Source organism: Reyranella massiliensis 521, assembly GCF_000312425.1.
GTDB classification, from domain to species: domain Bacteria; phylum Pseudomonadota; class Alphaproteobacteria; order Reyranellales; family Reyranellaceae; genus Reyranella; species Reyranella massiliensis.
The window spans coordinates 2,723,857-2,744,379 of record NZ_HE997181.1; the positions used below are offsets into that span (position 1 = coordinate 2,723,857).

Below are 20,523 nucleotides of genomic sequence, written 5' to 3' on the forward strand. Positions count from 1 at the left end.
ACATCGCCAGCAGCGCCCGCCAGCCCGCGATCGACTGCGGCCGGTCGGAGGCGCGCACGGCCAGGCCCGCGTCGATGCCCGCGATCAGCCCCGGCGGGAAGCCCGGCGGCGCGAGACGGGCCAGCGGCTTGTACTCATCGTCCAGCAGGCGGTCGAAGGCATTGGGCGGCGGCTCGCCGGTGATCGCGTGATAGAGCGTGGCGGCGAGGCCGTAGATGTCGGTCCACGGCCCCTGCTTGGCCGAGGTCATCTGCTCGGTCGCGGCATAGCCCGGCGTGAAGATCGCCGTCATCGCGACCGTGCGCCCGGTCATCGCCGCGCGCGACGCGCCGAAGTCGATCAGCGTCGGATTGCCCCGCGCGTCGAGCAGGATGTTGGCGGGCTTGATGTCGCGATGCAGGAAGCCCGCATCGTGCACCTGCTCCAGCCCGTCGAGCAGCGTGCGCAGGATGCGTTCGACGTCGGCGCCGTCGAGCGGCGGCCCTGCCTTGATGCGGCCCTCCAGCGTGTCGCCGCGCAGCATCTCCATGACGATGTAGGCGGTGCCGTTGGTTTCGAGGAAGTCAAAGACCCGCACGATGCCCGGCGCGTGATGCAGGCTGGCCAGCGTGCGGCCTTCGGCGACGAAGCGGTCGCGACCCCAGGCGAAATCCTCGGCGACCTTGGTCGAGCGCGGCAGCACGGTCCGGCCGTTGGAACGGTAGGCCAGCAGGGTCGGCAGGTATTCCTTGATCGCGACCTCGCGGTGGAGCTGGCCGTCGCTGGCACGATAGGTGATGCCGAAGCCGCCCTGGCCCAGCACGGCCAGCACCTCGTGTCGCCCGATCCTGGTGCCCGGCTTCAACGCAACGATATCGGCATCCGACGCATGCTCTGCCCCGTCGGACTTCTGCTCCGCCATGACGCCTGACTGCCCCACCGCTCCATCCCGCAACGCACGCGGGATCCACCGGACAAGGCGATACTCCAGAACGTCGAGCGAGGTCCAGTGCGTCGCCGCCGCGGGTGCGTGCATCGCCGTGGCCGCCCGGCTGTTGTAAACTGGTCCAAAAGGGCGAGGCCGGAAAATCGCTGCCTGAAACCATGGGGAGGCGAACGGTGAACGAACCTGCGATGCTGGGTACGAGTAGCTTCCAGAACGCGGATCGTTACGAGCAGCTCATGGGCCGCTGGAGCCGCCGGCTGGCGCCTTCGCTGATCAGGTTCGGCGGCCTTGGCGACGGCGATCGCGTGCTCGACATGGGCTGCGGCACGGGCAGCCTGATCTTCGCGCTGCCGGACTTCGCCAACGTCGCATCGGCCACCGGGATCGATCTGACCGAGGCCTATGTCGCCGCTGCGCGCGCGCGGAATACCGATCCGCGTCTTTCCTTCGACGTGGGCGACGCGCGCGCCCTGCCATACGCCGATTCGTCGTTCGATCGGGCCTTCTCGCTGCTGGTTCTGCACTTCATCCCCGACGCCCGGAAGGCGGTCGAGGAAATGCGCCACGTCGTCCGTCCCGGCGGCACGATTGCTGCCGCGGTGTGGGACAGCTACGGCGGACAACCCTTTGCAAGAATCCTCTGGGACATCGCCGGTGTCCTCGATCCCGCGCTGGAGCGGCCCCTCTTCCGTCCTCTCACCGGGCCCGGCGAGATGGAGCAGCTATGGCTGGATCTCGGCTTGCGCGACGTGGAGCAGGTCAGCTTGCTGATCCACATGGAGTCTAGTCCTTCGAGGACTACTGGGCACCGTTCGCCAGCGGCGAAGGACCCCATGGGCAGTACGTCGTCAAACTGCCCGAGGAAAAGCGCGACATTCTGAGAGAGCATGTACGCCGCGCCTATGTCGCCAATCGTCCCGACGGGCCCCGCTCCATGGTTTCCGTCGCATGGGCCTGTCGTGGCAGGGTGCCAGAGTGAGCGACCAGCCGCGCGAAGCGATGCAACGCCGGAATGGGGGCGAGCCTCCGCATTCCGGAGTCGCTGCCAGTCCGGAATCTATAAGCACACAGTCTAGGCCGCGTACTCATAAAATCGACGGCATCAATCGATGTCCGCTTGTCCCCCGAGAGCGACGCAAAAGCGGACGTTGCCTGACTTCCGAAATGGGCCGAAAGCGACCGTGAGCAGACTGCGATAAGCTAGCGCCGCGGCGTCCTTCCGCGGATGCGGTCGAAGCCCTGCTTGATCGCGGCGAAGCGCCTGTCGATCGTGGCTTCGTGCTCGGTGTCGGTGAAGATGTAGGGCCAGTCATTTTCGATTGCCTCGCGAACCAGTTCGCCGACATAGAGCGGATCGATGCCAAATTTGTTGGTCCGCTCCTGGAGTGCCTTGATATTATCGGCGATCGGTCCTTCAGTCGGCGGACTGCCGATCTTCTCAACGATCCGCTGCGGCACGTTGCGACGAAAACTAAAGATCTGAGTGCGGACAACGCCCGGACACAGGACGGATACCCCGATTTTCCGCGGCGCGAGCGCCTTACGCAGTCCTTCGGATAGAGCCACCACTCCATATTTGGTCACATCATACTGCGGACTTCCTCCAGCGATCAGCCCGAAGACGGACGCCGTGGAAACAACTTGCCCTCCTTCGCCGTGCGCCTCGATCAGCGGACCGAAAATCTCGATGCCCCAAATCACCGACATCAGATTGACGTCGAGAACCCAATTCCAACCCGCATCTGTCCAATGACCATAACCCCGGCCGCCGGCGACCCCCGCATTGTTGACCAGAATATGGACTTTTCCGTAGCGCGACACGGTAGCATCCGCTGCGGCTTGGAGGTCTGCTTTAAGCGATACATCCGCTCTCACGCCGTCAACGTCGGCGTTGGTAAGTTTCAATTTCGCTACAGCCGTTGCTAACGCCTCTTCCTCGATGTCGCATAACATGACACTTACCCCGGCGTGCGACAGCGCCGTGGCGATCCCTAATCCGATGCCTGATGCTGCTCCGGTGACGAAGGCTGTCCGTCCGGTAAGGTCTTGCATGTGCGTGTTTCCGTTGCTTTTGCAATTGGCCTTAGCAGATACCTATCTGGCTTCGCTGAGTTTATCGAGCTTCGGCTCAAGGCGTCCGCTCGCCTTAACCGTGGCCGGATCATCTGGATGCGGCGGGCCGCGTGCCACGCCCGGTTTGGGTCACGAACGACAAAACTCATAGTAAGCATAATGCGTCCACTTTCGGGCGCATCGCGACCAGATCGCCGTCGGTCGCAGCCCCGTTGAGACCAACCGCCGAGCCGTGATTCAAGCCTCCGACTGAAGGGGGTCCGAATCATGCGCTACGAACTCTCCGACGAGGAATAGACTGCCATCAGGCCGATGCTGCCGAACAAGCCGCGCGGCGTCCCACGGGTAAACGACCGTCGCGTCCTCAATGGCATCTTTTGGGTCTTGCGATCTGGAGCGCCGTGGCGTGACCTTCCAATCAACTTCGGTCCGTACACCACCTGCTACAATCGCTTCGTTCGCTGGCGGCGAGCTGGCGTATGGAGCCGCATCATAAACGCCCTTGCCGCTGCTCACGACGCGGCTGTGCAGATGATCGACACTTCCATTGTCCGCGTGCATCAGCACGGAGCGTGCATTGCGAGGAACCAACGGCAATCGATGGGACGATCAAGAGGCGGATTGACCAGCAAGATCCATGCGCTCGTGGACAGCAATGGCCTTCCGGTACGGCTGGCACTGCCCCCCGGTGAGGCTCACGATAATCGGCATGCCTGCAAACTTCTGTCTCGGCTGAAGTCCGGATCGACGCTGCTTGCCGACCGCGGCTACGACGCTGATTGGATCAGGAAGCTTGCCATGAAGAAAGGCGCATGGGCAAACATCCCGCCCAAGAGCAATCGCAACGGTCCGATCTGCTTCAGTCCTTATCTGTATCGGGCTCGCAACAAGTCGAGTGTTTCTTCAATAGGATCAAGCAATGCCGTCGGGTCGCGACGCGTTACGACAAGCTTGCCGCTAACTACCTGGCCTTCGTCCAGCTCGCTTCAACCAGGCTATGGCTCCGCGCTAATGAGTCCACGTCCTAGTTCTTCGCTTCGTCGGCTCCGCTTGTCGCGAGGGCCTGCAGCAGACCCTTCTCTGCCGCAGAATTCGCGGCAGGCGATACGCCCAGCAATGCCGAGTAGCGCTGCTGGCCGATCGGCGTAAGCCGCACGCCCGACTCCGAGACCTCGATCAATTCAAGGCCCTTCAGCCGCGCGACGGCTCTGGCCGACAGCACGTCTCTCGGTCCCATGCCGAGGGCGACGCGACGCAACGCGACTTCTTCATGTGGACTGAGCGGCGCATTAAGGCTTCGTGTCATGGAAGATCCCTTCCCGCTCTGAGAACCCAGCTAAGTCGCTTTGAACGGCGCTGGCAAGAACGCACTTCGTCGCGACGCACATTCGAGCCATGTCCGAAAAGCAGGCACTGGCAGCACTCTGCGTGCGGGAGCGCCAAAGCCCGTCTTCACCTATGCGCGAGCCACACTGTTGGAGAGTGCCTCCGGCCAGTTATGCTCGCTATGCTCGTTCCAGCAGAGGGAGGCGCATATGGCGGCCGATCGGGACAACGAGACCCCCAACGACAAAGCGATGAGAGACGCCCCCGCGAAGGCCGGGCGACGCGGCATGCTTCTGGGCGGCACGGCGCTGTCGGCGCTGGCGGTCGCCACGCTCGGCGCGCCGGTCCGGCTGGCGCAGGCGCAGCAGGCGGCCCCCGCTCCCGGTGCCGCCGGCAAGAAGCCCAATATCCTGGTGATCTTCGGCGACGATATCGGCGTGCCGCAGATCAGCGCCTACACGATGGGCCTGATGGGCTATCGCACGCCCAACATCGACCGCATCGCCGCCGAAGGCGCGATCTTCACCGACTCCTACGGCCAGCAGAGCTGCACCGCCGGCCGCGCGTCCTTCATCCTGGGACAGGAGCCGTTCCGTACCGGCCTGCTCACCATCGGCATGCCCGGCGATCCCCACGGCATCCAGGCATGGATGCCCACCATCGCCGACGTGATGAAGGTGCAGGGCTACGCCACGGGACAATTCGGCAAGAACCATCTCGGCGACCGCGACGAACATCTGCCGACGGCGCATGGCTTCGACGAGTTCTTCGGCAACCTCTACCACCTCAATGCCGAGGAGGAGCCGGAAGGCTACTTCTATCCGAAGGATCCCGAGTTCCGGAAGAAGTACGGCCCGCGCGGCGTGCTGAAGACCTCGGCCGACGGCAAGATCGAGGATACAGGCCCGCTCAACACCAAGCGCATGGAGACCATCGACGAGGAGTTCCTGAAGTCGGCCAAGGATTTCATCGACCGCCAGGTCAAGGCCGACAAGCCGTTCTTCTGCTGGTTCAACTCGACGCGCATGCACGTCTTCACCCACCTCAAGAAGGAATCGCAGGGCAAGACCGGCAAGGGCATCCATGCCGACGGCATGGCCGAGCACGATGCGATGGTGGGCGAACTGCTGAAGCTGCTCGACGATCTCAAGATCGCCGACAACACCATCGTCCTCTACACCACCGACAACGGCGCGGAGATCGCGCTGTGGCCGGACGGCGCCATGACGATGTTCCACGGCGAGAAGGGCACGACCTGGGAAGGCGGCTTCCGCATTCCGATGATGGTGCGCTGGCCCGGCGTCATCAAGCCGGGCACGCAGATCAACGACCCGATCTCCCTGATCGACTGGTTCCCGACCCTCGCCGCGGCGGCGGGCGAGCCCAACATCAAGGACAAGATGAAGGCGGGCTATGCCGCAGGCGGCAAGACCTTCAAGGTCCATCTCGACGGCTACAACTTCCTCCCCTTCTTCAAGGGCGAGGCCAAGCAGGGGCCGCGCGACGCAATCTACTACTTCGACCAGGGCGGCAACCTGAACGCCATTCGGTGGAACGACTGGAAGGTCAGCTTCGCGGTCGCCTCCGAAGGCAACATCGCGACGGCCACGCGCGAGATCCCGTCGTGGGCGCTGATCACCAACCTGCGGATGGACCCGTATGAACGCGGCATGCGGGAGGGCGGCAACGCGATGGACTTCTTCGCCCGCCAGATCTGGCTGCTCGTGCCGATCCAGGGGAAGATCAAGGAGTTCTTCGCCGACTTCGACCAGTATCCCTTCCAGCTCGGCAGTTCGCTCAACGCCGCAGGCATCAACTATGGATTGATGCAGCAGCAGCAGGCGCTGAAACGCCTGAAGGATGTCGAGAACATGCGGCCGCGCTGACGGCCCGCGGGCGCAGTCCCGTCAGGACTTCATCGACGCGAGCAGGTCGACATAGGGCTGCTCGCTGGCCCGCAAGAAACCGTGCCGGGGCCGGTCGAGGTCGATCGTCATCCAGAGCGACGCCGCCAGCACCAGGGCAAAGGCAGTGCTCAGGATGAAGAAGCGACGGCGCGCGAGGCCGTTGTCGAAGCCGATCATCCCCATGCCGACCGCGGCGGTGACGACGATGACGATCAGGATCGGCTGCGGCACATGCCGGCGCGCGGCGGACAGGTGCTCGGAGTGGATGTCGATGACGTCGTTGAGCGCCGGCAGCATGAAGTTGGCGAACTCGCGGTCCGTTCCGACGCCGGCCATGCCGCTCCGCCAAAGGCGGTTCTGCATTTCGCCGGCCTTTGCCAGAAGCCGCTGGATGTTCGCCGGGTCGAAGCTCCTCAACAACTCCAGGCGGTCGTTCGCATACTGCCGCAGCTCGGTCTGCACCTCGCCGCGCTGGGGCTCGGGCAGCAGCATGGCCCGCAGCCAGGCCGTGCCGATGGCATTGGCCTCCTTCACGATCAGGTCCTGCCGGTCGATGAAGCGGCTGCCCGCCCCGGCGAAGCTGAAGCCGACGAGGAATGTGACCAAGGCCAGGATGGCGTTGCGGATCATGTCGACGCGACGCTTGTACTCGTCGTCGACCTTCCCGACCCTGAAGCCGAGGCGGTAGCCCACCTCGTGGCAGGCCAGCAGGATCACCAGGAGGAGGCCCGCGACCTCAAAGGGAGACGATGTCAGGGGCTGCACGTCGGGACCGTCGCGATCATGGAAGGCTGGCGATTTCCCAGGGAACAGAAGACCCGCCGCGTTCCTGACCCATCCGCTCGCTCCGACCGCATCGCACGCCATCCTCGATCCCGCCGGCACGGCGGTCAACTTCTTTGCCGCGCCCTGCAGGTTGCCGCCGGGTTCCGGGCCGGCAACTGGGCGGGCGTTCCGGCGTTGTCACCTCGGATGCTTGCAGGACAGGCGGCACTGGCGTGCCTGCCCGACGAAAGGTGAGACGCGTGACCGAGTTCCTTCGACAAAGCCGCTTCGTCGGCGCGACCATGCTCCTGATGACCGCTCTTGGCCTGGCGGGCTGCGGCGTCGTTGCAGCCCCTGTGCGCGTCAGCAGCGCTGTGGTGAAGGTCGTGCCGGTGGCCGGCGACGTCGTGGCCGCCCCGCTCGACGTGACCGCCGACGTCATCGACTGACGTCATCAACTGACCTCAACCCGGTCGCGGCGCGTCTCTCTCTCTCTCTCTCTCTCTCTCTCGATTTCGGTTGGCCGGAAAGAGCCGAACCGGCGCCCGCGCCACGGGAAATTCCCGCGCGTCCGGCGCACTGCCCAATTCCCGCCCGATTCCAACCTCTTTCTCTGGAAAAGACTTGGAATTCCAGAACCTTCCACCCGCGGATGGTGCCGAATGGCCTCGTCCCCGTGATAAGCAACTTCCTGCCGTCGTTTACGCTGCCCGGACGCCGACGGCCTCGTTCCGGCGCTCATAAAGGACAAGAGGGAAGCACATGTCTTCACCACTCGCTGCATCGGCTGTCCTGTTCCAGGACGATTTCTCGGTCAACGGCACCCTCAACGCCGCCAACTGGGACTACAATCACTGGAGCCAGAACAACAACTCGTCGTTCCTTGGCCAGACCCAGATGCGGCAGAACCTGCCCTCTGCCGAAAACGGCATGGCCCGCATCAAGATGGACACCTACACGCCGCCGCCGCCGGACAACCCGAACGCGCAGTCCAATTCCTATTACGGCTCGGAAGCGATCACCACCCAGGCGTGGGACCTGACCGGCGGCGCTCTCGCCTTCGAGGGCAAGTTCCGGTTCGAGGGCACCCAGGGCGGCATGATCGCCGGCTTCTTCTCCTACGAGAAGTTCGACATAGGCAAAGGCAACAAGGTCCACGACGAAATCGACTTCGAGATCATCACTAGCCAGATGGCGAAGATCTCGACCAACGTCTTCAAGCATCAGGAAAGCGGCACGCCGCAATCGATTGCGGTGGATGGCGGCCTGGGCATCGACCATGTCTACCGTTTCGAATGGCTGCCCTCGGTGGTGCGCTGGTTCGTCGACGGCAAGCTGATCCGCGAAGACACCCAGCACGTGCCGACCAAGCCGCAGCAGCTCCACATCAACCTGTGGGGCGCGCCGCAGACCGATCCGCCGAACGGCGGGCCATGGGGCAAGAACCCCGGCGATCCGACCGGACCGAACATCACCGATCCGACGCTGCTGCTCGCCAAGACGCCGGCCGAGAACAAGAGCTACTATTTCGACGTCGACTACGTGAAGGTCGAGCGCCTCAGCACGCAGCTCGGCGACGGCGGCCACAACAACATGCTGGGCAGCGCGGCGGCCGAGGCCATCGACGGCGCGGCGGGCGACGACGTGATCGACGCAGGCGACGGCCACGACGTGGTCGCGGGCGGCGAAGGCAACGACACGCTGATCGGCGGCAACGGCGACGACTCGCTCTACGGCGGCACCGGCACCAACCTGCTTCGCGGCGGCGCGGGCGCGGACCGCTTCCACACCGCCGACGGTACGGACACGATCCGCGATACCCTGGCCAACCTCAACGGCGACACGATGGCCGGCCTCGGCGCCAACGATACGGTGCACGTCGAGGGCGTGCAGGTCGGACGCGGCGACGTCGCCGTCGCGCCGGGCACGGGCGGCAGCTCCGTCACCATCGGCGGCACGACCTTCCAGGTGGAAGGCGACCATTCCGGCGGCGACTTCATGACGGTGGCGCGCGGCAACGGCCCCGATGCCCACACGCTGCTGACCTTCCAGAACTTCCTGCCGACCCTGGCGGAAGGCGCGCGGGTCGACGCGGGAAAGATCAACGGCATCGCCAACGAGCCGTTCCTGACCGGCGACGGCACGGTGGGCTTCACGGCGGAGCTGAAGTCGGCGGCGTCGGCCTACGCCAACACGCTGGGCTACTACAAGATCGCCGCGGACGGCACGATCGGCGACGTCAACATCCTGTTCAACAACACGATGAACGTGGCGGCGGGCGCGCGCACCGTCGACCTCGGCACGCCTGCGGATGGCGAGCGCGTGGCCTTCTTCCTGATCCAGAACGGCTTCAGCAAGTTCGGCGCGCTGCCGGACAACCTGTCGTTCCTCAATCCGGGCGTGGGAACGCCGGCCGACATCGACACCGGCAACACGCCGATCCTGCAAAGCGCGACGCTGGGCGTGCTCTCCGGCGCCGCCATCTTCCACTCGCTGTCGACGCTCAATCCGAACGACGCGATCCAGGTCCTCTCCGGCACCTCGGCCGGCGGCAAGGAACTGCTGATCGGCTTCGAGGACCTGCCGAGCGCCACCGGCGACAACGACTTCCAGGACGTCGTCATCAGCATCAAAGTCGATACCAGCGACTTCCTGCTCGGCGCCTAGCGCTGCCGGCCGCCCATCGGCCCCGGCTCTCGACGAAGCGCCCGCCCCTCCCACGGGGCGGGCGTTTTTCGTTGCGCCGATTGCGCTGAATTCTTGCTCGTTGCCCAACGACTGCAATTCGTTCCATGGTGCGCCCGCCCGACAGTCCCGGCTGCGGCAGAGCACCTGGACCGAGGATGACCAGCCCACACCCTTCTCCCGCAAACAGCGCCGGCACCGACGCGCCTTCCCGCCGCGGGCCGCTGCTGCGCTGGTACGTCTCGTCCGCCACGCTGGGCTTTCCGCAGGCGGCGGGACCGATCGCCTTCTCGCTCGTGGCGCTCGGCCTTACCGGCGATGCGCGCGGCGGCGCCGCCATGATGCTGGCGATGACGCTCGCGCAAGTGGCCGGCGCCATCCCCATCGCAAGGCTCGGCACGACCTTTCCGCTGGCGATGTTCCTCAGGCTGTTGATCGTCGTCCGCACGGTGGCGCTGGCGGCGGTCGCCCTGCTCGCCGCGTACGAAGCGCCCTTCGCCTGGTTGATTGCGTTGGCGGCCGTCGCCGGACTGGTGAACGGCGCGGCCTCCGGCTATCTGCGCGCCATCCTCAACCATCTCGCGTCGGCCTCGCGGATGCCGCGCGCACTGGGCATCGCCGCCACCCTCAACGAGACGACCTTCGTGCTGGCGCCCGTGGTGGCATCGGGTCTGGGCACCGTCTCGCCAGCCTTCGGCGTGCTGGCGCTGGCGGTGGTGGGCGCGCTGCCGGCGTTGCTGGTGCCGGGTGCGGGCTCGAGCCATCTCGACGCCGTGCGCGGTCCCGGCGGCTCGGTCCTGAGCCCGTCCCTCCTGCTCTGGCTCCTGTGTGCCGCCGCGGGCGGCGCCACGGTCGCCGCGATCGAGATCGGCGCCGTGGCACTCGCCTTGAACTTCGGCTACGAGCCGGCGCTCGCGATCCTGTTCACGGTGCCGCTGTGCCTGGCTTCGGTGGCGGGCGGCATCTGGGTCAGCGTGCGCAACCGCATGGCGTCGCGCAGGATCGTGCTGGCGCAGCTGGCCGTCATGTCGGCGGGCTCGGCCCTCGTGGCGCTCAACCTCTCCATCGCGACGACCGTCGCCGGCGCCCTCCTCGTCGGTTCGGTCCTGGCGCCGCTGGCCACCTACTACTCGCTCGTCCTCGACACGCTGGCCCCGCCGCAACGGCGCGCCGAAGTATTCGCCCTGCTGCGCACCGCCAACGCCTGCGGCGTCATCTTCGCCAGCGCCGTCCTTACCGCCGTCTCCCTGTCCCTGACGCTGATCGTCATCACCGGCCTGATGATCGCCGTCACGCTGGTCGTCGGCGTCGCTTCGCTGCGACGCCGACCTCCCGCCGGGCGCTCAGGCTGAGCGAGGCGCCCGCGTCGCTAGTCGAGCTTCTTGGTCAGGAGCTTGAAGTCCGGATCGAAGGTCAGATCGTACTTCTTGCCTTCCTGGCAGGTCGAATCGTCGACCTCGAACTTGCCGTTCGGATGGGCGGCGCCCTTGTCGTCGTCGAATTCCATCTTGCCGCCGCTGCAGCCGACTTCCTTGAGGGCGGCTTCGAGCTTCGGCCGTTCCGCATCGGTGATCGGCCGATCCTTGGCCAGTGCCGCCGTCGCCGGCAGAACGATCGCGACGGTCATCAGTGACAGCATGAGTCTCATATGGATCCTCCATTGCGATCAGTATCAACTGAATGGCGGGCCGGCAGTTGCAAGCCGAGCGTCATCCTATCTGCCGATTTCGCAGGGACACGTGCGGTTTCTTGCCGCCGCGGAACGAAAACGCCCGCCCCTTTCGAGGCGGGCGTCCGTCGTGGTTGCCGGTCGGTGTTACTCGTCGCAGCAAGGCATCGCGTCTTCGCAGCACGCGCCGCCGTCACAGCAGGGCTGTGCGGCGTGCGCGGCCGTTCCGAACGCGAACAGCAGGACGAGCGTCGACAGAAGTGTACGCAACATTTCGTTCTCCGTTGATTTGAGGAAAGTCCTGGCGACGGGGAACGATCAGCGCGGTGGCGGTTCGGCGGGAGCCGGGTCGATGCCGGCGACCGACGCCGGCGACAGTGCGAGCCACGCCGCCGCGACCGTGCTGTAGCGCAGCGGCAGCGCGCCTTCGTCGGGCGTGCCGGCCGGGCAGCTCGGACAGGCGACAATGCCGGTGGCCGCGGTCTGCGCCTCGCAGCACGGACAGTCCCCGCCTTCCGCCTGCGCCGCATTCGCCGAGGCCACGACGAGGGCGGGCAAGGCGACCCACAGCACCGCGGCCACGAGGGCGACAGTCGAGACGATGCGGGCGAGGGCGGCGATCACGCTTGCCAAAATACCGACGCGTTCGGCTGCTGTCATGGCCGCTCCAGGAGCCTGCGGTTCAACTTCCCGCTATCATCGCGCCCCTGCATTCGAGCTTCGACTTTGGACCAGAGAAGGACGGCCGACCCATGCGCAAACCCTCCAGGCGGACCCTTCTCGCCGGCGTCGCGGCGACGCTCGCCTCTCCCCTCGCCGCCCCGCTGATCGCCTCGCCGCTGCGGGCCGAGACCGCGACCCGAGAGAAGGTCGCGGCGGCCTTGCCCAAGCTCGAAGCGCTCGCGCAGCAGATCGTCGACAAGAAGCTCGTGCCCGGCCTGTCGATCGCCGTGGTCCATGCCGACAAGGCCGTCTATCTCAAGGGCTTCGGCCTGCGTCAGGCCGGCAAGCCCGAAACGGTCGACGCCGACACGGTGTTCCAGCTCGCCTCGCTCTCCAAGCCGATCTCCTCGACCGTCGTGTCGGCGCTGGTGAGCGACGGCAAGGTCTCGTGGGACAGCCGCATCCGCGACATCGATCCGGGCTTCTCGCTCCAGGACGAGCTGGCGGCCGCGGCCGTCACGGTCGGCGACCTCTTCGCCCATCGCAGCGGACTGCCGGGCCATGTCGGCGACGACATCGAGGAGCTGGGCTTCTCCCAGGGCGAGATCCTGCACCGGCTGCGGCTGGCCAAGCCGGCCTACAGTTTCCGCAACGGCTACTCCTACAGCAATTTCGGCCTGACCGAAGGCGCGGTCGCCGCGGCGCGCGCCTCGGGCCTGGGCTGGGACGAAGCATCCGAGGAGAAGCTCTACAAGCCGCTCGGCATGAACTCGACCAGCTCGCGCTATCGCGACTTCGAGAACCGGCCCAACCGCGCCGCCCTGCACGTGCCGGTCGACGGCGCGTGGGCCTCCTTCACGCGGCGCAATGCCGATGCGCAGGCGCCCGCCGGCGGCGCCAGCTCGAACGCGCGCGACCTCGCGCAATGGCTGCGCCTGCTGCTGGCCGACGGCGAGCACGGCGGCCGCCCGCTGATCCACAAGGAGGCGCTGCAACAGGCGCAGGTTCCCGCCATCGTGCGCCGCATCGATCCCAAGACCGGCGCCGCGAGCTTCTACGGCTATGGCTGGGCCATCGACTATCGCGAGCACGGCGTCGAGCTGAGCCATGCCGGTGCGTTCAGCGCGGGCGCCCGCACGCTGGCGCACCTGATCCCGGGCGAGCAGCTCGCCATCGCCGTGCTGACCAACGCCTTTCCGACCGGCGTGCCCGAGGGGATTGCCGCCACCTTCTTCGATCTCGTCTTCAAGGGCCAGCCGACGCGCGATTTCGTGGCCGCGGCAAACCAGGCCTTCGAGGCCTTCTACAAGGAGATGATGAAGCCCAGCCTCGCCTACGCGACCCTGCCGGCGTCGCGGGCGGCGGCGCTGCCGGTGGCGGCCTATGTCGGCGACTACGGCAACGACTATGTCGGCAACGCCAGGGTCGTGGAGTCGGGCGGCGCGCTCTACCTGCAGCTTGGACCGGCGGGCAAACGCTTCCCGCTCACGCACTTCAATCGCGACGTGTTTGTCTACAGCCCCATGACGGAAGCGCCCAAGGCGCGGCTCGGCGTGAGCTTCCTGGTCGGTCCCGACGGCAAGGCAGCCCAGGTGACGATCGAGGACCTCGACGAATATGGCCTGGGCACCCTGAAGCGGCAGTGACGGCGCGACGCAGGGAAACCGAGCCCTCGCGTCGGCGGCGCCAACCAGCAACAGCAGCAGCCAGCAACCTATTCGATCCCCAGACCGTTGTTCGTCTTTAAGAGGACAAAATGACCGCCTAGTAAAGGCGTTCAAGCATCTTGGTTCGGAGGAATGGAGATGTTGAGGCTTGTTCCCAGACTGATGCTGGTCGCGGGCATCGGCTTGTTCGCTGCAGCGTGCCAGGGCGACAGCTATCCTGCGCCGCGCGGTTACGGTTATCAGCCGGCACCGTACGGCTATCAGTCGGCGCCGACGGGCTACTACGCCCCCGCGGCCTACGGCAACCCGTACTATAACCAGCAGCAGAACTACGGCTGGTACAACCAGGGTGGCCGTCCCTACACCACGGTGACGGTGACGAACCGCGGCCAGAACGGCTACCGTGACGACGTCGTTCAGCAGCAGGTCGTCTGCGGAAGCCAGTACTACGACGGCTATCGCACCCGCACCGCGCGGTGCTGATCGCCGCCACGCGCGCGTTCATCTAGAGGCCGGCGAGGCGGACGGTTCCACCTCGTCGAGAGCCGGCATTGCGTGCAACCGGCGCGCTGCCTCAATCCTCGGTGCGCCAGAAGCCCAGCAGGAAAAGCCGACGCTTCCCGCGGTTCGGACCGGCCTCCTTTTGCACATCGGACAGGTCGACGCTCTTGCGCCGCATCCACCAGATAATGCCCATGCCGATCGCCAGGAACGGCGTCACGTAGATGAGCAACGTGACGAGCGCATCGATCGTCTTTTGCTCCATCGCGAAGCCTCCGAGATTGTCGGGCGCGAAGTCTACAATGGCGGAGGCTCGCTCTCACCTGCCGAGGAGAGTGTTGGCATTGCCCGGAAGTGTTTCAGTGGCATCGCGAAGGCCGTCTTGTCGTCGAGCTGTTCGGCGGTTGCCTCCATTGGGACCTGCTTCGCGTCGACGAACAGCCATCCCACGAGGTCCGGCGGCGCGATGTCGTCGCAATAGGCAGCAGCCTCGTCGAGCGCCCGTGTGAGCACACGCCTCACCCTGTCTCGCGTGAACGAGGTCGCGTCGTCGGTTCCCAGCGTCCTGAATTCCTCGTCGGCATAGCCGAAGGCGATCTTCTGGATGTCGCGGATCACCTTGACCGGCGTCAGGCGCTCGTCCTTGCCGCAGACGGCCCAGACCAGCGGCCCCAATGGCGCGTACTGCTCCACGATCGTCACGAGATCGGCCGCATCGCGCGCGGCTCGATTGCGACGCGCCGCGCACAGCACCTTGTTCACCGCGTTGTCGGCTTCGTGCAGCCGAAAGCCCAACTCTTCGTCGTCAGTCGCGGGGAAGAAGCGCTTCGAGATTTCGGGATCGTCCATCCACTGGAGGCGCGTGTCGAAGCCGTACTGTTTGACGATCGCCTCCACGGTCGAGTCGTTGGCGACGATCACGTCCACGGAGAAGCCGGCTCTGCGCAATGCTTCTACCTCGTCGAGTGCACTTTGGGGCAAGGTGCGGCTTTCCGTATAAAGGTCGAGATCGTCGGAGATGCGCGACCAGCGCCGATTCAGCGCCGCCCCTCCTCCGACGAAGTTGCTGATCGACCGATAGGGGCGAATGATCTTGGCCACCATGCGCTGCAAGTCGGTGAGAGGCATCAGCGGACCAGGCTGCGGATCTGCCGGCCGAGCTTGTAGGCTTCGGCATTGCCGCGATGCATGAGAGCCGCCGCAACGATGGCCGCGTCGGCGAAGTCCGCCTTGTCGATGTCGACCTTGATGTTGTCGAGATACTGCGCGTGGTAGTTCCGGTACGCCTTTACCAGAAGCTGACGCACCTTCTCCCTGGTCTCCGAATCCGATCCCTCGCGCAACTGCGCGACATAGGCCTTCACCAGATCGACCTTGTCGTTCGGGACGAGGACCTCGACGCGCTTCAACCCCGCGCGCCGACGCCGTTCGCGCGACTGCGCGACACGCTCGCGGACCGATGGGCTTCGAGACTTCGGCACTTCTTTTTTCATGTTACCGGAAACATAGTCGGATTTGTTTCCGGTCACAAGACCGGATTTGTTTCCGGTAATGGTAACCACATTGTTACCGGAAACATGAATAGCTGGTCCGGTTGACTCCCTCATCCACTATAAGCGATGAGTCATCCATTATATTGGATGATGCCGATGCCCCCTGCTCCCGATGCCTCTTCCGTGAACGACCGCATCGCTGCCCGCGTGCGCGAGCTGCGGGCGGAGCGCGGGTTGTCTCTCGAGGCGCTGGCGGAGGCGTGCGGGGTCAGCCGGTCGATGATCTCGCTGATCGAGCGCGGCGAGACCAGTCCGACGGCGGTCGTGCTGGAGCGGCTGGCGACCGGCTTGGGCGTGATGCTGGCCTCGCTGTTCGATGCGCCCGCTGCGGCGGCGCCTGCCGATCCGGTGTCGCGACGGGCCGCGCAGCAGGCGTGGCGCGATCCGGCATCGGGCTATCTCCGGCGCAACGTCTCGCCGCCCGGTTTCCCCTCGCCGATCCAGCTCGTCGAGGTTTCCTTCCCGGCCGGGGCGCGCGTGGCCTACGAGAGCGGCGCGCGGCAGACGGCGACGCATCAGCAGATCTGGGTGCTGCAGGGCACGATCGAGGTCACGCTCGGCAAGGAGCGTCATCGTCTCGCGACAGGTGATTGCCTCGCGCTCGAACTCGACCGGCCGATCGCCTATCACAATCCGACCGCGAAGCCCGCGCGCTACGCCGTGGTGATCGTCTCGCTGCCACGATGAACCTCGTCGACGTCGCCGCCGCGCTGCTGAGCGCGCTGCTGCATGCCGGCTGGAACGCTGCGGTGAAGGCCAACCGCCATCCGGCGCAGGCGATGATGGCGCAGATGGTGCTGGGCGCGCTCCTCGTGGCGCCGCTGCTCCTCTGGACCGGCCTGCCCGCTGCAGGCGCGTGGCCATGGATCGCGGGTTCGGCGCTGCTCAACCTCGTGACGGTGCATGCCCTCCTGCGCGCCTACGAACTGGGCGGCTTCGGCATCGTCTATCCTGTGGTGCGCGCACTCGCGGTGCTGTTCGTCGTGCCGCTCGCCGCACTGGTCACCGGCCACCTCGTGGGCTGGGGGGCGTTCGCGGGCATCGCCATCATCGCCGCGGCGCTCGGCATCCTCGCGTGGGATGCCTCGCGCGGGCACGGTCCCGGGAGCGACGGTCTCGCGTCGGGCGCCATCGGCTGGGCCGCGCTCGCGGGGCTGGGCACCGCGGCCTACATCCTCTGCGATGCGCAGGGCGTGCGCGCCTCGGGTTCGCCGCTGGCCTACGGCTTCGTCGCCTCGATCACCAACGCGCTCGCCATGTGCTGGCGCCAGCGCCGCGCCGGCCCGGTCTGGCCGCAGCTGAAAGGCCAGTGGCTCTACGCCCTGCCCGTCGCGGTGGCGTCGATGGTGTCCTACGTGCTGATCCTCTGGGTGTGGAACCACGCGCCTATCGCGCCGGCCGCCGCGCTGCGCGACACCAGCGCCGTGTTCGCCATCCTGATCGCCGTCGTCTGGCTGCGCGAACCGCTCACCCGCACGCGCCTCGCCGCCGTGCTGCTGGCCGCGGCAGCGGTGCCGTTGCTGCGCCTGGGGTGAGGCCGGGAGCGGCCCTCGCTAATCGGCCCAGACGTCGACGTAGGCGCGGAGCGCCGAGGGATAGCGGCGCAGTTCGGTGAGGATGCTGTAGGCCCGCGCCACGTCGCGCGCTTCGAAGCCCCAGGCCTCGATGTCGCGTTCGCGCGCCAGGAAGATCGCGCGCGAGAGATGGAAGCGCTGCGAGACGATGATCAGGCGCTTCTGCCCGAACGCCGTCTCGGCGCGTTGCACCGACGCGAGCGTGCGCACGCCCAGCTCGTCGCGCACGATGGCTTCGGCCGGCACGCCGCGCTCGATCAATCCGGCTTCCATTGCCGCGGGCTCGTCGTAATCCGGCGGCCGCTTGTCGCCGCTCACGATCAGTCGTTTCACCTTGCCCGCCCGCCACAGCGCAGCCGCGGCATCGAGACGATAGACGAGATAGCGGTTGGGCCCGCCCTCGGGGCCGATGGGCGCGGCGCCCAGGACCAGCGCCACCTCGACATCGGGCAGTCGCGCGGGATCGTCGCTGATGTAAGGTGCCGACAGCCGGTCGAGCCGGCGCTCGGCAGCCCAGGCCAGCAGCACCAGGATCAACGCTGCCGCGCCGGCCGCCAGGAGTGCGTAGAGTATCAGTCGCGTCGCCATCTAGCCGACCATCACCACGTTCGCGTCCTCACCGTACACAGAGAGAGTCGATGCCCCGCCTCAGCACCGCCGAAGCCACGGTCGAAACCCTTCTCCGCCACGGCCTCGATACGGTCTATGCCCTGCCCGGCCTGCACCAGGACCCGCTGTTCGACGCCTTCTACCACGCAGCCGATCGCCTGCGGGTGATCCATCCGCGTCACGAACAGACCGCGGCCTACATGGCGCTGGGCGCGGCCCTCGCCACCGGCAAGCCGCAGGCGTTCGGCGTCGTACCCGGTCCCGGCCTGCTGAACGCCGGTGCCGCGATGCTCACGGCCTACGGCATGAACGCGCCGGTGATCGGGCTGATCGGCCAGATCCCGCAGGCCGACATCGACCGCGGCCACGGCCATCTGCACGAGATCCACGACCAGCTCGGCCTGATGCGCCACATCACCAAATGGGCCGAGCGCATCCGCGGGCCGCAGGAAGCGCCGACGCTTGTGAGCCAGGCGGTCTGGCAGGCGACGTCGGGCCGTCCGCGTCCCGTGGCGCTGGAATGCGCACTCGACACCTGGGCGCGTCGCGGCGAAGTGGCGTTGCCCGACGCGCCGCTGCCGCTGCCGCCGCAGGTCGTCGACGACGAAGCCATCGAAGCCGCGGCAAAGATCCTCGGCAATGCCGAACGGCCCATCCTCGTGCTGGGTGGCGGCGCGCTCGATGCCGGCGCCGAGGTGATCCATATCGCCGAGATGCTCGAAGCGCCGGTCTCCTCCTACCGGCGCGGCCGCGGCGTGGTCCCCTCCTCGCATCGGCTGGCCGTCGACATGCCGGTCGGCCATCGCCTGTGGAAGGACGCCGACGCCGTGCTGGCGGTGGGCACGCGCTTCTTCATCCAGAACAGCAACTGGGGCATCGACGACAGGCTCAAGGTGGTTCGGGTCGACATCGATCCCGACGAGCCCGATCGTTTCCGCAAGCCCGACGTGGCGCTGGTAGGCGATGCCGCACATCAGTTGCGCGCGCTCATTGCCGCGCTGGCCAAGCACAACCGCAAGCGGCCCTCGCGCGCCGACGAACTCGCCGGCCATCGCGCGTGGCTCGGCGAACGGCTGTCGCGGCTGGAGCCGCAGGTCTCCTTCCTCAAGGCGATCCGCAACGCGCTGCCCGAGGACGGCATCTTCGTCGACGAGGTCTCGCAGATGGGCTTTGCCTCGCGCATCGCCTTCCCCGTCGAGAAGCCGCGCACGTTCCTCTCGCCGGGCTACCAGGACAATCTCGGCTGGGGCTTCGGCACGGCCTTGGGCGCCAAGGCCGCGATGCCCGACAGGAAGGTACTGGCCATCGCGGGCGATGGCGGCTTCATGTACCAGGTCGGCGAACTCGCCACGGCAGCACGGCACAATCTCGCCGTCGTGGTCGTCGTGTTCGACAACGGCGCCTTCGGCAACGTGAAGCGCATCCAGCAGGAGCGCTACGGCAACCGGCTGATCGCCTCGGACCTGCACAATCCCGACTTCGCCAAGCTCGCGGACTCCTTCGGCATCGCTTCGTTCAAGGCCATTGACGCGAAGCAACTCGAAGACGCCCTGCACAAGGCCTTTGCGCTGAACGCCCCCGCCCTCGTCTGGGTCCCGCACGGCGACGTGCCGAGCCCATGGGACATGATCATGATGCCGAAGGTGCGGTGAGGCACAGATGGGCAGACAAAGGTTCGCCGTCCTGGCGGTGATGGCGCTGTGCCTGCTCCCGATCGCGGCGGCAATGGCCTCCTCTCCCGCGGCGGCCCAGCAAGTCACGTATCCGACGGCTGTGCTCCCTGGCCTCACGGCGCCGGCAACGATCGCTGCCACCCTCTCCAGGCCGGACGGGCCGGGACCGTTTCCTGCAGTCATCGTCCTTCATGACTGCAGTGGCGTGAGCCGCAAGGACCAGGACTGGGCGAAGCGTCTGGTCTCGTGGGGATACGTCGCCATCCAGCCCGACAGCTTCGGTTCGCGAAAGCACGGCAGCCTGTGCGCCGACGTCAACCGGGTGGATGCCCAACAGCGCGTGCAGGACGTCGTCGGCACGGCCGAATACCTCGCCGCCTTGCCCTACGTGCAGAAGGACAGGATCGCCGTACTGGGCTTCTCCCACGGCGGATGGACGATCATGAAGGGCGTCCAGGAAAACGCCCGCTGGTCGAGCTACGGCATCAAAGGCGCCGTTGCCTACTATCCCTACTGTACGGCGCCGCAGGACAACGACGTCGCGATCCCGCTGCGCATCCTGATCGGCGAGAAGGACGACTGGACGCCGGCCCAGCGATGCCGGGACGTGATCGGCGGCGCGAAGAAGCCGTCGCTGATCGAGGCGACCTTCTATCCGGACACCTACCATTCCTTCGACTGCAACTGCGGAACACGCTGGATCAACGGCATGGGCGGTGGCGGCACGACGTCCCGGCGCATCGAAGGAAATGCGACTGCGACGCGAGACGCCGAGTTGCAAACCAGAGTCTTTCTCGAACGACTTCTTCGATAGCGTTCAGCGGCGCTGCAAGCCGTCGCGCACGCAGAGCGGCATCCCCGGGACATTAGAGACCTGACCGGAGATTCATTATAGGTTGTTGCCGTATCGCCTTGAAAGCATTGGCGAAGTTT

Annotated in this window: 21 protein-coding genes and 1 pseudogene; 12 read left to right on the forward strand and 10 right to left on the reverse strand. The window is 66.3% G+C overall.

The genetic code is table 11. The features are described 5' to 3' along the window. Nucleotides 1-1,015: serine/threonine-protein kinase (locus BN60_RS30910; RefSeq protein WP_177324813.1), on the reverse strand; the 1,015-nt coding region annotated here is incomplete at its 3' end. 98 nt (nt 1,016-1,113) lie between these two features. On the opposite strand from BN60_RS30910, the pseudogene BN60_RS13475 reads away from it, so the two are divergent. Then, nucleotides 1,114-1,904 (forward strand): annotated as a pseudogene (locus tag BN60_RS13475) (class I SAM-dependent methyltransferase). Between the two features lie 221 nt (nt 1,905-2,125). Here BN60_RS13475 and BN60_RS13480 read toward each other — a convergent pair. Continuing rightward, a complete protein-coding gene (locus BN60_RS13480; RefSeq protein ID WP_043283909.1) occupies nt 2,126-2,977 on the reverse strand; it encodes an SDR family NAD(P)-dependent oxidoreductase in 852 nt (283 codons plus the stop codon). 333 nt (nt 2,978-3,310) lie between these two features. Between BN60_RS13480 and BN60_RS29650 the strand changes: the two genes are divergently transcribed. Further along, nucleotides 3,311-4,026, forward strand: a protein-coding gene (locus BN60_RS29650) for an IS5 family transposase (RefSeq protein ID WP_148283410.1) whose coding sequence is annotated in 2 segments (ribosomal slippage) — nt 3,311-3,887 and nt 3,887-4,026 — 717 coding nt in all. Because the reading frame shifts where the segments join, the coding sequence is not laid out codon by codon here. Here the strand turns inward: BN60_RS29650 and BN60_RS13490 are convergent. Then, nucleotides 4,023-4,304 (reverse strand): hypothetical protein, encoded by a 282-nt coding sequence (locus BN60_RS13490; RefSeq protein WP_148283411.1) that lies wholly within the window; start codon nt 4,302-4,304, stop codon nt 4,023-4,025. The genes BN60_RS29650 and BN60_RS13490 overlap by 4 nt on opposite strands. A gap of 271 nt (nt 4,305-4,575) precedes the next feature. Here BN60_RS13490 and BN60_RS13495 point away from each other — a divergent pair, with 271 nt between their 5' ends. Beyond that, nucleotides 4,576-6,210: an arylsulfatase gene (locus BN60_RS13495; RefSeq protein ID WP_043285552.1), complete on the forward strand. Its 1,635-nt coding sequence runs from the start codon at nt 4,576-4,578 to the stop codon at nt 6,208-6,210. A 21-nt stretch (nt 6,211-6,231) separates the two neighbouring features. On the opposite strand, the gene BN60_RS13500 is transcribed toward BN60_RS13495, so the two are convergent. Continuing rightward, on the reverse strand, nt 6,232-7,116 hold the full coding sequence (locus BN60_RS13500; protein WP_483475580.1) for a bestrophin-like domain: 885 nt from the start codon (nt 7,114-7,116) through the stop codon (nt 6,232-6,234). A 140-nt stretch (nt 7,117-7,256) separates the two neighbouring features. Here BN60_RS13500 and BN60_RS13505 point away from each other — a divergent pair, with 140 nt between their 5' ends. The 3 genes from BN60_RS13505 to BN60_RS13515 all read left to right on the forward strand — a co-directional run bounded on the left by BN60_RS13505 (nt 7,257) and on the right by BN60_RS13515 (nt 11,033). Next, nucleotides 7,257-7,445 carry a DUF6726 family protein gene (locus BN60_RS13505; RefSeq protein ID WP_020696601.1) on the forward strand — a complete coding sequence of 63 codons (189 nt, stop codon included), beginning with the start codon at nt 7,257-7,259 and terminating at the stop codon, nt 7,443-7,445. Between the two features lie 313 nt (nt 7,446-7,758). Further along, entirely contained in the window at nt 7,759-9,663 is a 1,905-nt protein-coding gene (locus tag BN60_RS13510) for a family 16 glycosylhydrolase (RefSeq protein WP_020696602.1), read from the forward strand. 176 nt (nt 9,664-9,839) lie between these two features. Further along, nucleotides 9,840-11,033 (forward strand): MFS transporter, encoded by a 1,194-nt coding sequence (locus BN60_RS13515; RefSeq protein WP_020696603.1) that lies wholly within the window; start codon nt 9,840-9,842, stop codon nt 11,031-11,033. Between the two features lie 17 nt (nt 11,034-11,050). Here the strand turns inward: BN60_RS13515 and BN60_RS13520 are convergent, their stop codons facing one another. Both BN60_RS13520 and BN60_RS13525 read right to left on the reverse strand, forming a co-directional pair. Further along, complete coding sequence (locus BN60_RS13520; RefSeq protein WP_020696604.1) at nt 11,051-11,329, reverse strand: PepSY domain-containing protein; 279 nt, start codon at nt 11,327-11,329, stop codon at nt 11,051-11,053. 339 nt (nt 11,330-11,668) lie between these two features. Next, complete coding sequence (locus tag BN60_RS13525; protein WP_020696606.1) at nt 11,669-12,010, reverse strand: hypothetical protein; 342 nt, start codon at nt 12,008-12,010, stop codon at nt 11,669-11,671. Between the two features lie 92 nt (nt 12,011-12,102). Here BN60_RS13525 and BN60_RS13530 point away from each other — a divergent pair, with 92 nt between their 5' ends. Beyond that, nucleotides 12,103-13,659, forward strand: a complete 1,557-nt coding sequence (locus BN60_RS13530; protein ID WP_020696607.1) for a serine hydrolase — start codon at nt 12,103-12,105, stop codon at nt 13,657-13,659. 159 nt (nt 13,660-13,818) lie between these two features. Beyond that, nucleotides 13,819-14,163, forward strand: coding sequence for a hypothetical protein (locus BN60_RS13535; RefSeq protein ID WP_148283413.1), 345 nt, complete (start codon nt 13,819-13,821; stop codon nt 14,161-14,163). A gap of 91 nt (nt 14,164-14,254) precedes the next feature. Here BN60_RS13535 and BN60_RS13540 read toward each other — a convergent pair whose 3' ends face one another. From BN60_RS13540 to BN60_RS13550, 3 genes are read right to left on the reverse strand one after another with little or no spacing between them, the layout of a single operon-like run. Beyond that, nucleotides 14,255-14,446, reverse strand: a complete 192-nt coding sequence (locus tag BN60_RS13540; protein WP_020696609.1) for a hypothetical protein — start codon at nt 14,444-14,446, stop codon at nt 14,255-14,257. Between the two features lie 32 nt (nt 14,447-14,478). Further along, nucleotides 14,479-15,309: a hypothetical protein gene (locus tag BN60_RS28890; RefSeq protein WP_020696610.1), complete on the reverse strand. Its 831-nt coding sequence runs from the start codon at nt 15,307-15,309 to the stop codon at nt 14,479-14,481. Continuing rightward, nucleotides 15,309-15,662: a hypothetical protein gene (locus BN60_RS13550; RefSeq protein WP_148283414.1), complete on the reverse strand. Its 354-nt coding sequence runs from the start codon at nt 15,660-15,662 to the stop codon at nt 15,309-15,311. Before BN60_RS13550 ends, BN60_RS28890 begins: the two co-directional genes overlap by 1 nt. Nucleotides 15,663-15,830: 168 nt before the next feature. Between BN60_RS13550 and BN60_RS13555 the strand changes: the two genes are divergently transcribed. Then, on the forward strand, nt 15,831-16,421 hold the full coding sequence (locus tag BN60_RS13555; RefSeq protein WP_202949811.1) for a helix-turn-helix domain-containing protein: 591 nt from the start codon (nt 15,831-15,833) through the stop codon (nt 16,419-16,421). After that, a complete protein-coding gene (locus BN60_RS28895; RefSeq protein ID WP_148283415.1) occupies nt 16,325-17,269 on the forward strand; it encodes an EamA family transporter in 945 nt (314 codons plus the stop codon). The genes BN60_RS13555 and BN60_RS28895 overlap by 97 nt, the downstream gene beginning before the upstream one ends. 18 nt (nt 17,270-17,287) lie before the next feature. On the opposite strand, the gene BN60_RS13565 is transcribed toward BN60_RS28895, so the two are convergent. Then, nucleotides 17,288-17,896, reverse strand: coding sequence for a SanA/YdcF family protein (locus BN60_RS13565; RefSeq protein WP_020696614.1), 609 nt, complete (start codon nt 17,894-17,896; stop codon nt 17,288-17,290). A gap of 50 nt (nt 17,897-17,946) precedes the next feature. On the opposite strand from BN60_RS13565, the gene BN60_RS13570 reads away from it, so the two are divergent. Both BN60_RS13570 and BN60_RS28900 read left to right on the forward strand, forming a co-directional pair. Further along, nucleotides 17,947-19,569 (forward strand): thiamine pyrophosphate-dependent enzyme, encoded by a 1,623-nt coding sequence (locus tag BN60_RS13570; protein WP_020696615.1) that lies wholly within the window; start codon nt 17,947-17,949, stop codon nt 19,567-19,569. A gap of 7 nt (nt 19,570-19,576) precedes the next feature. After that, nucleotides 19,577-20,404, forward strand: a complete 828-nt coding sequence (locus BN60_RS28900) for a dienelactone hydrolase family protein (RefSeq protein WP_020696616.1) — start codon at nt 19,577-19,579, stop codon at nt 20,402-20,404. Nucleotides 20,405-20,523 lie beyond the last annotated feature (119 nt).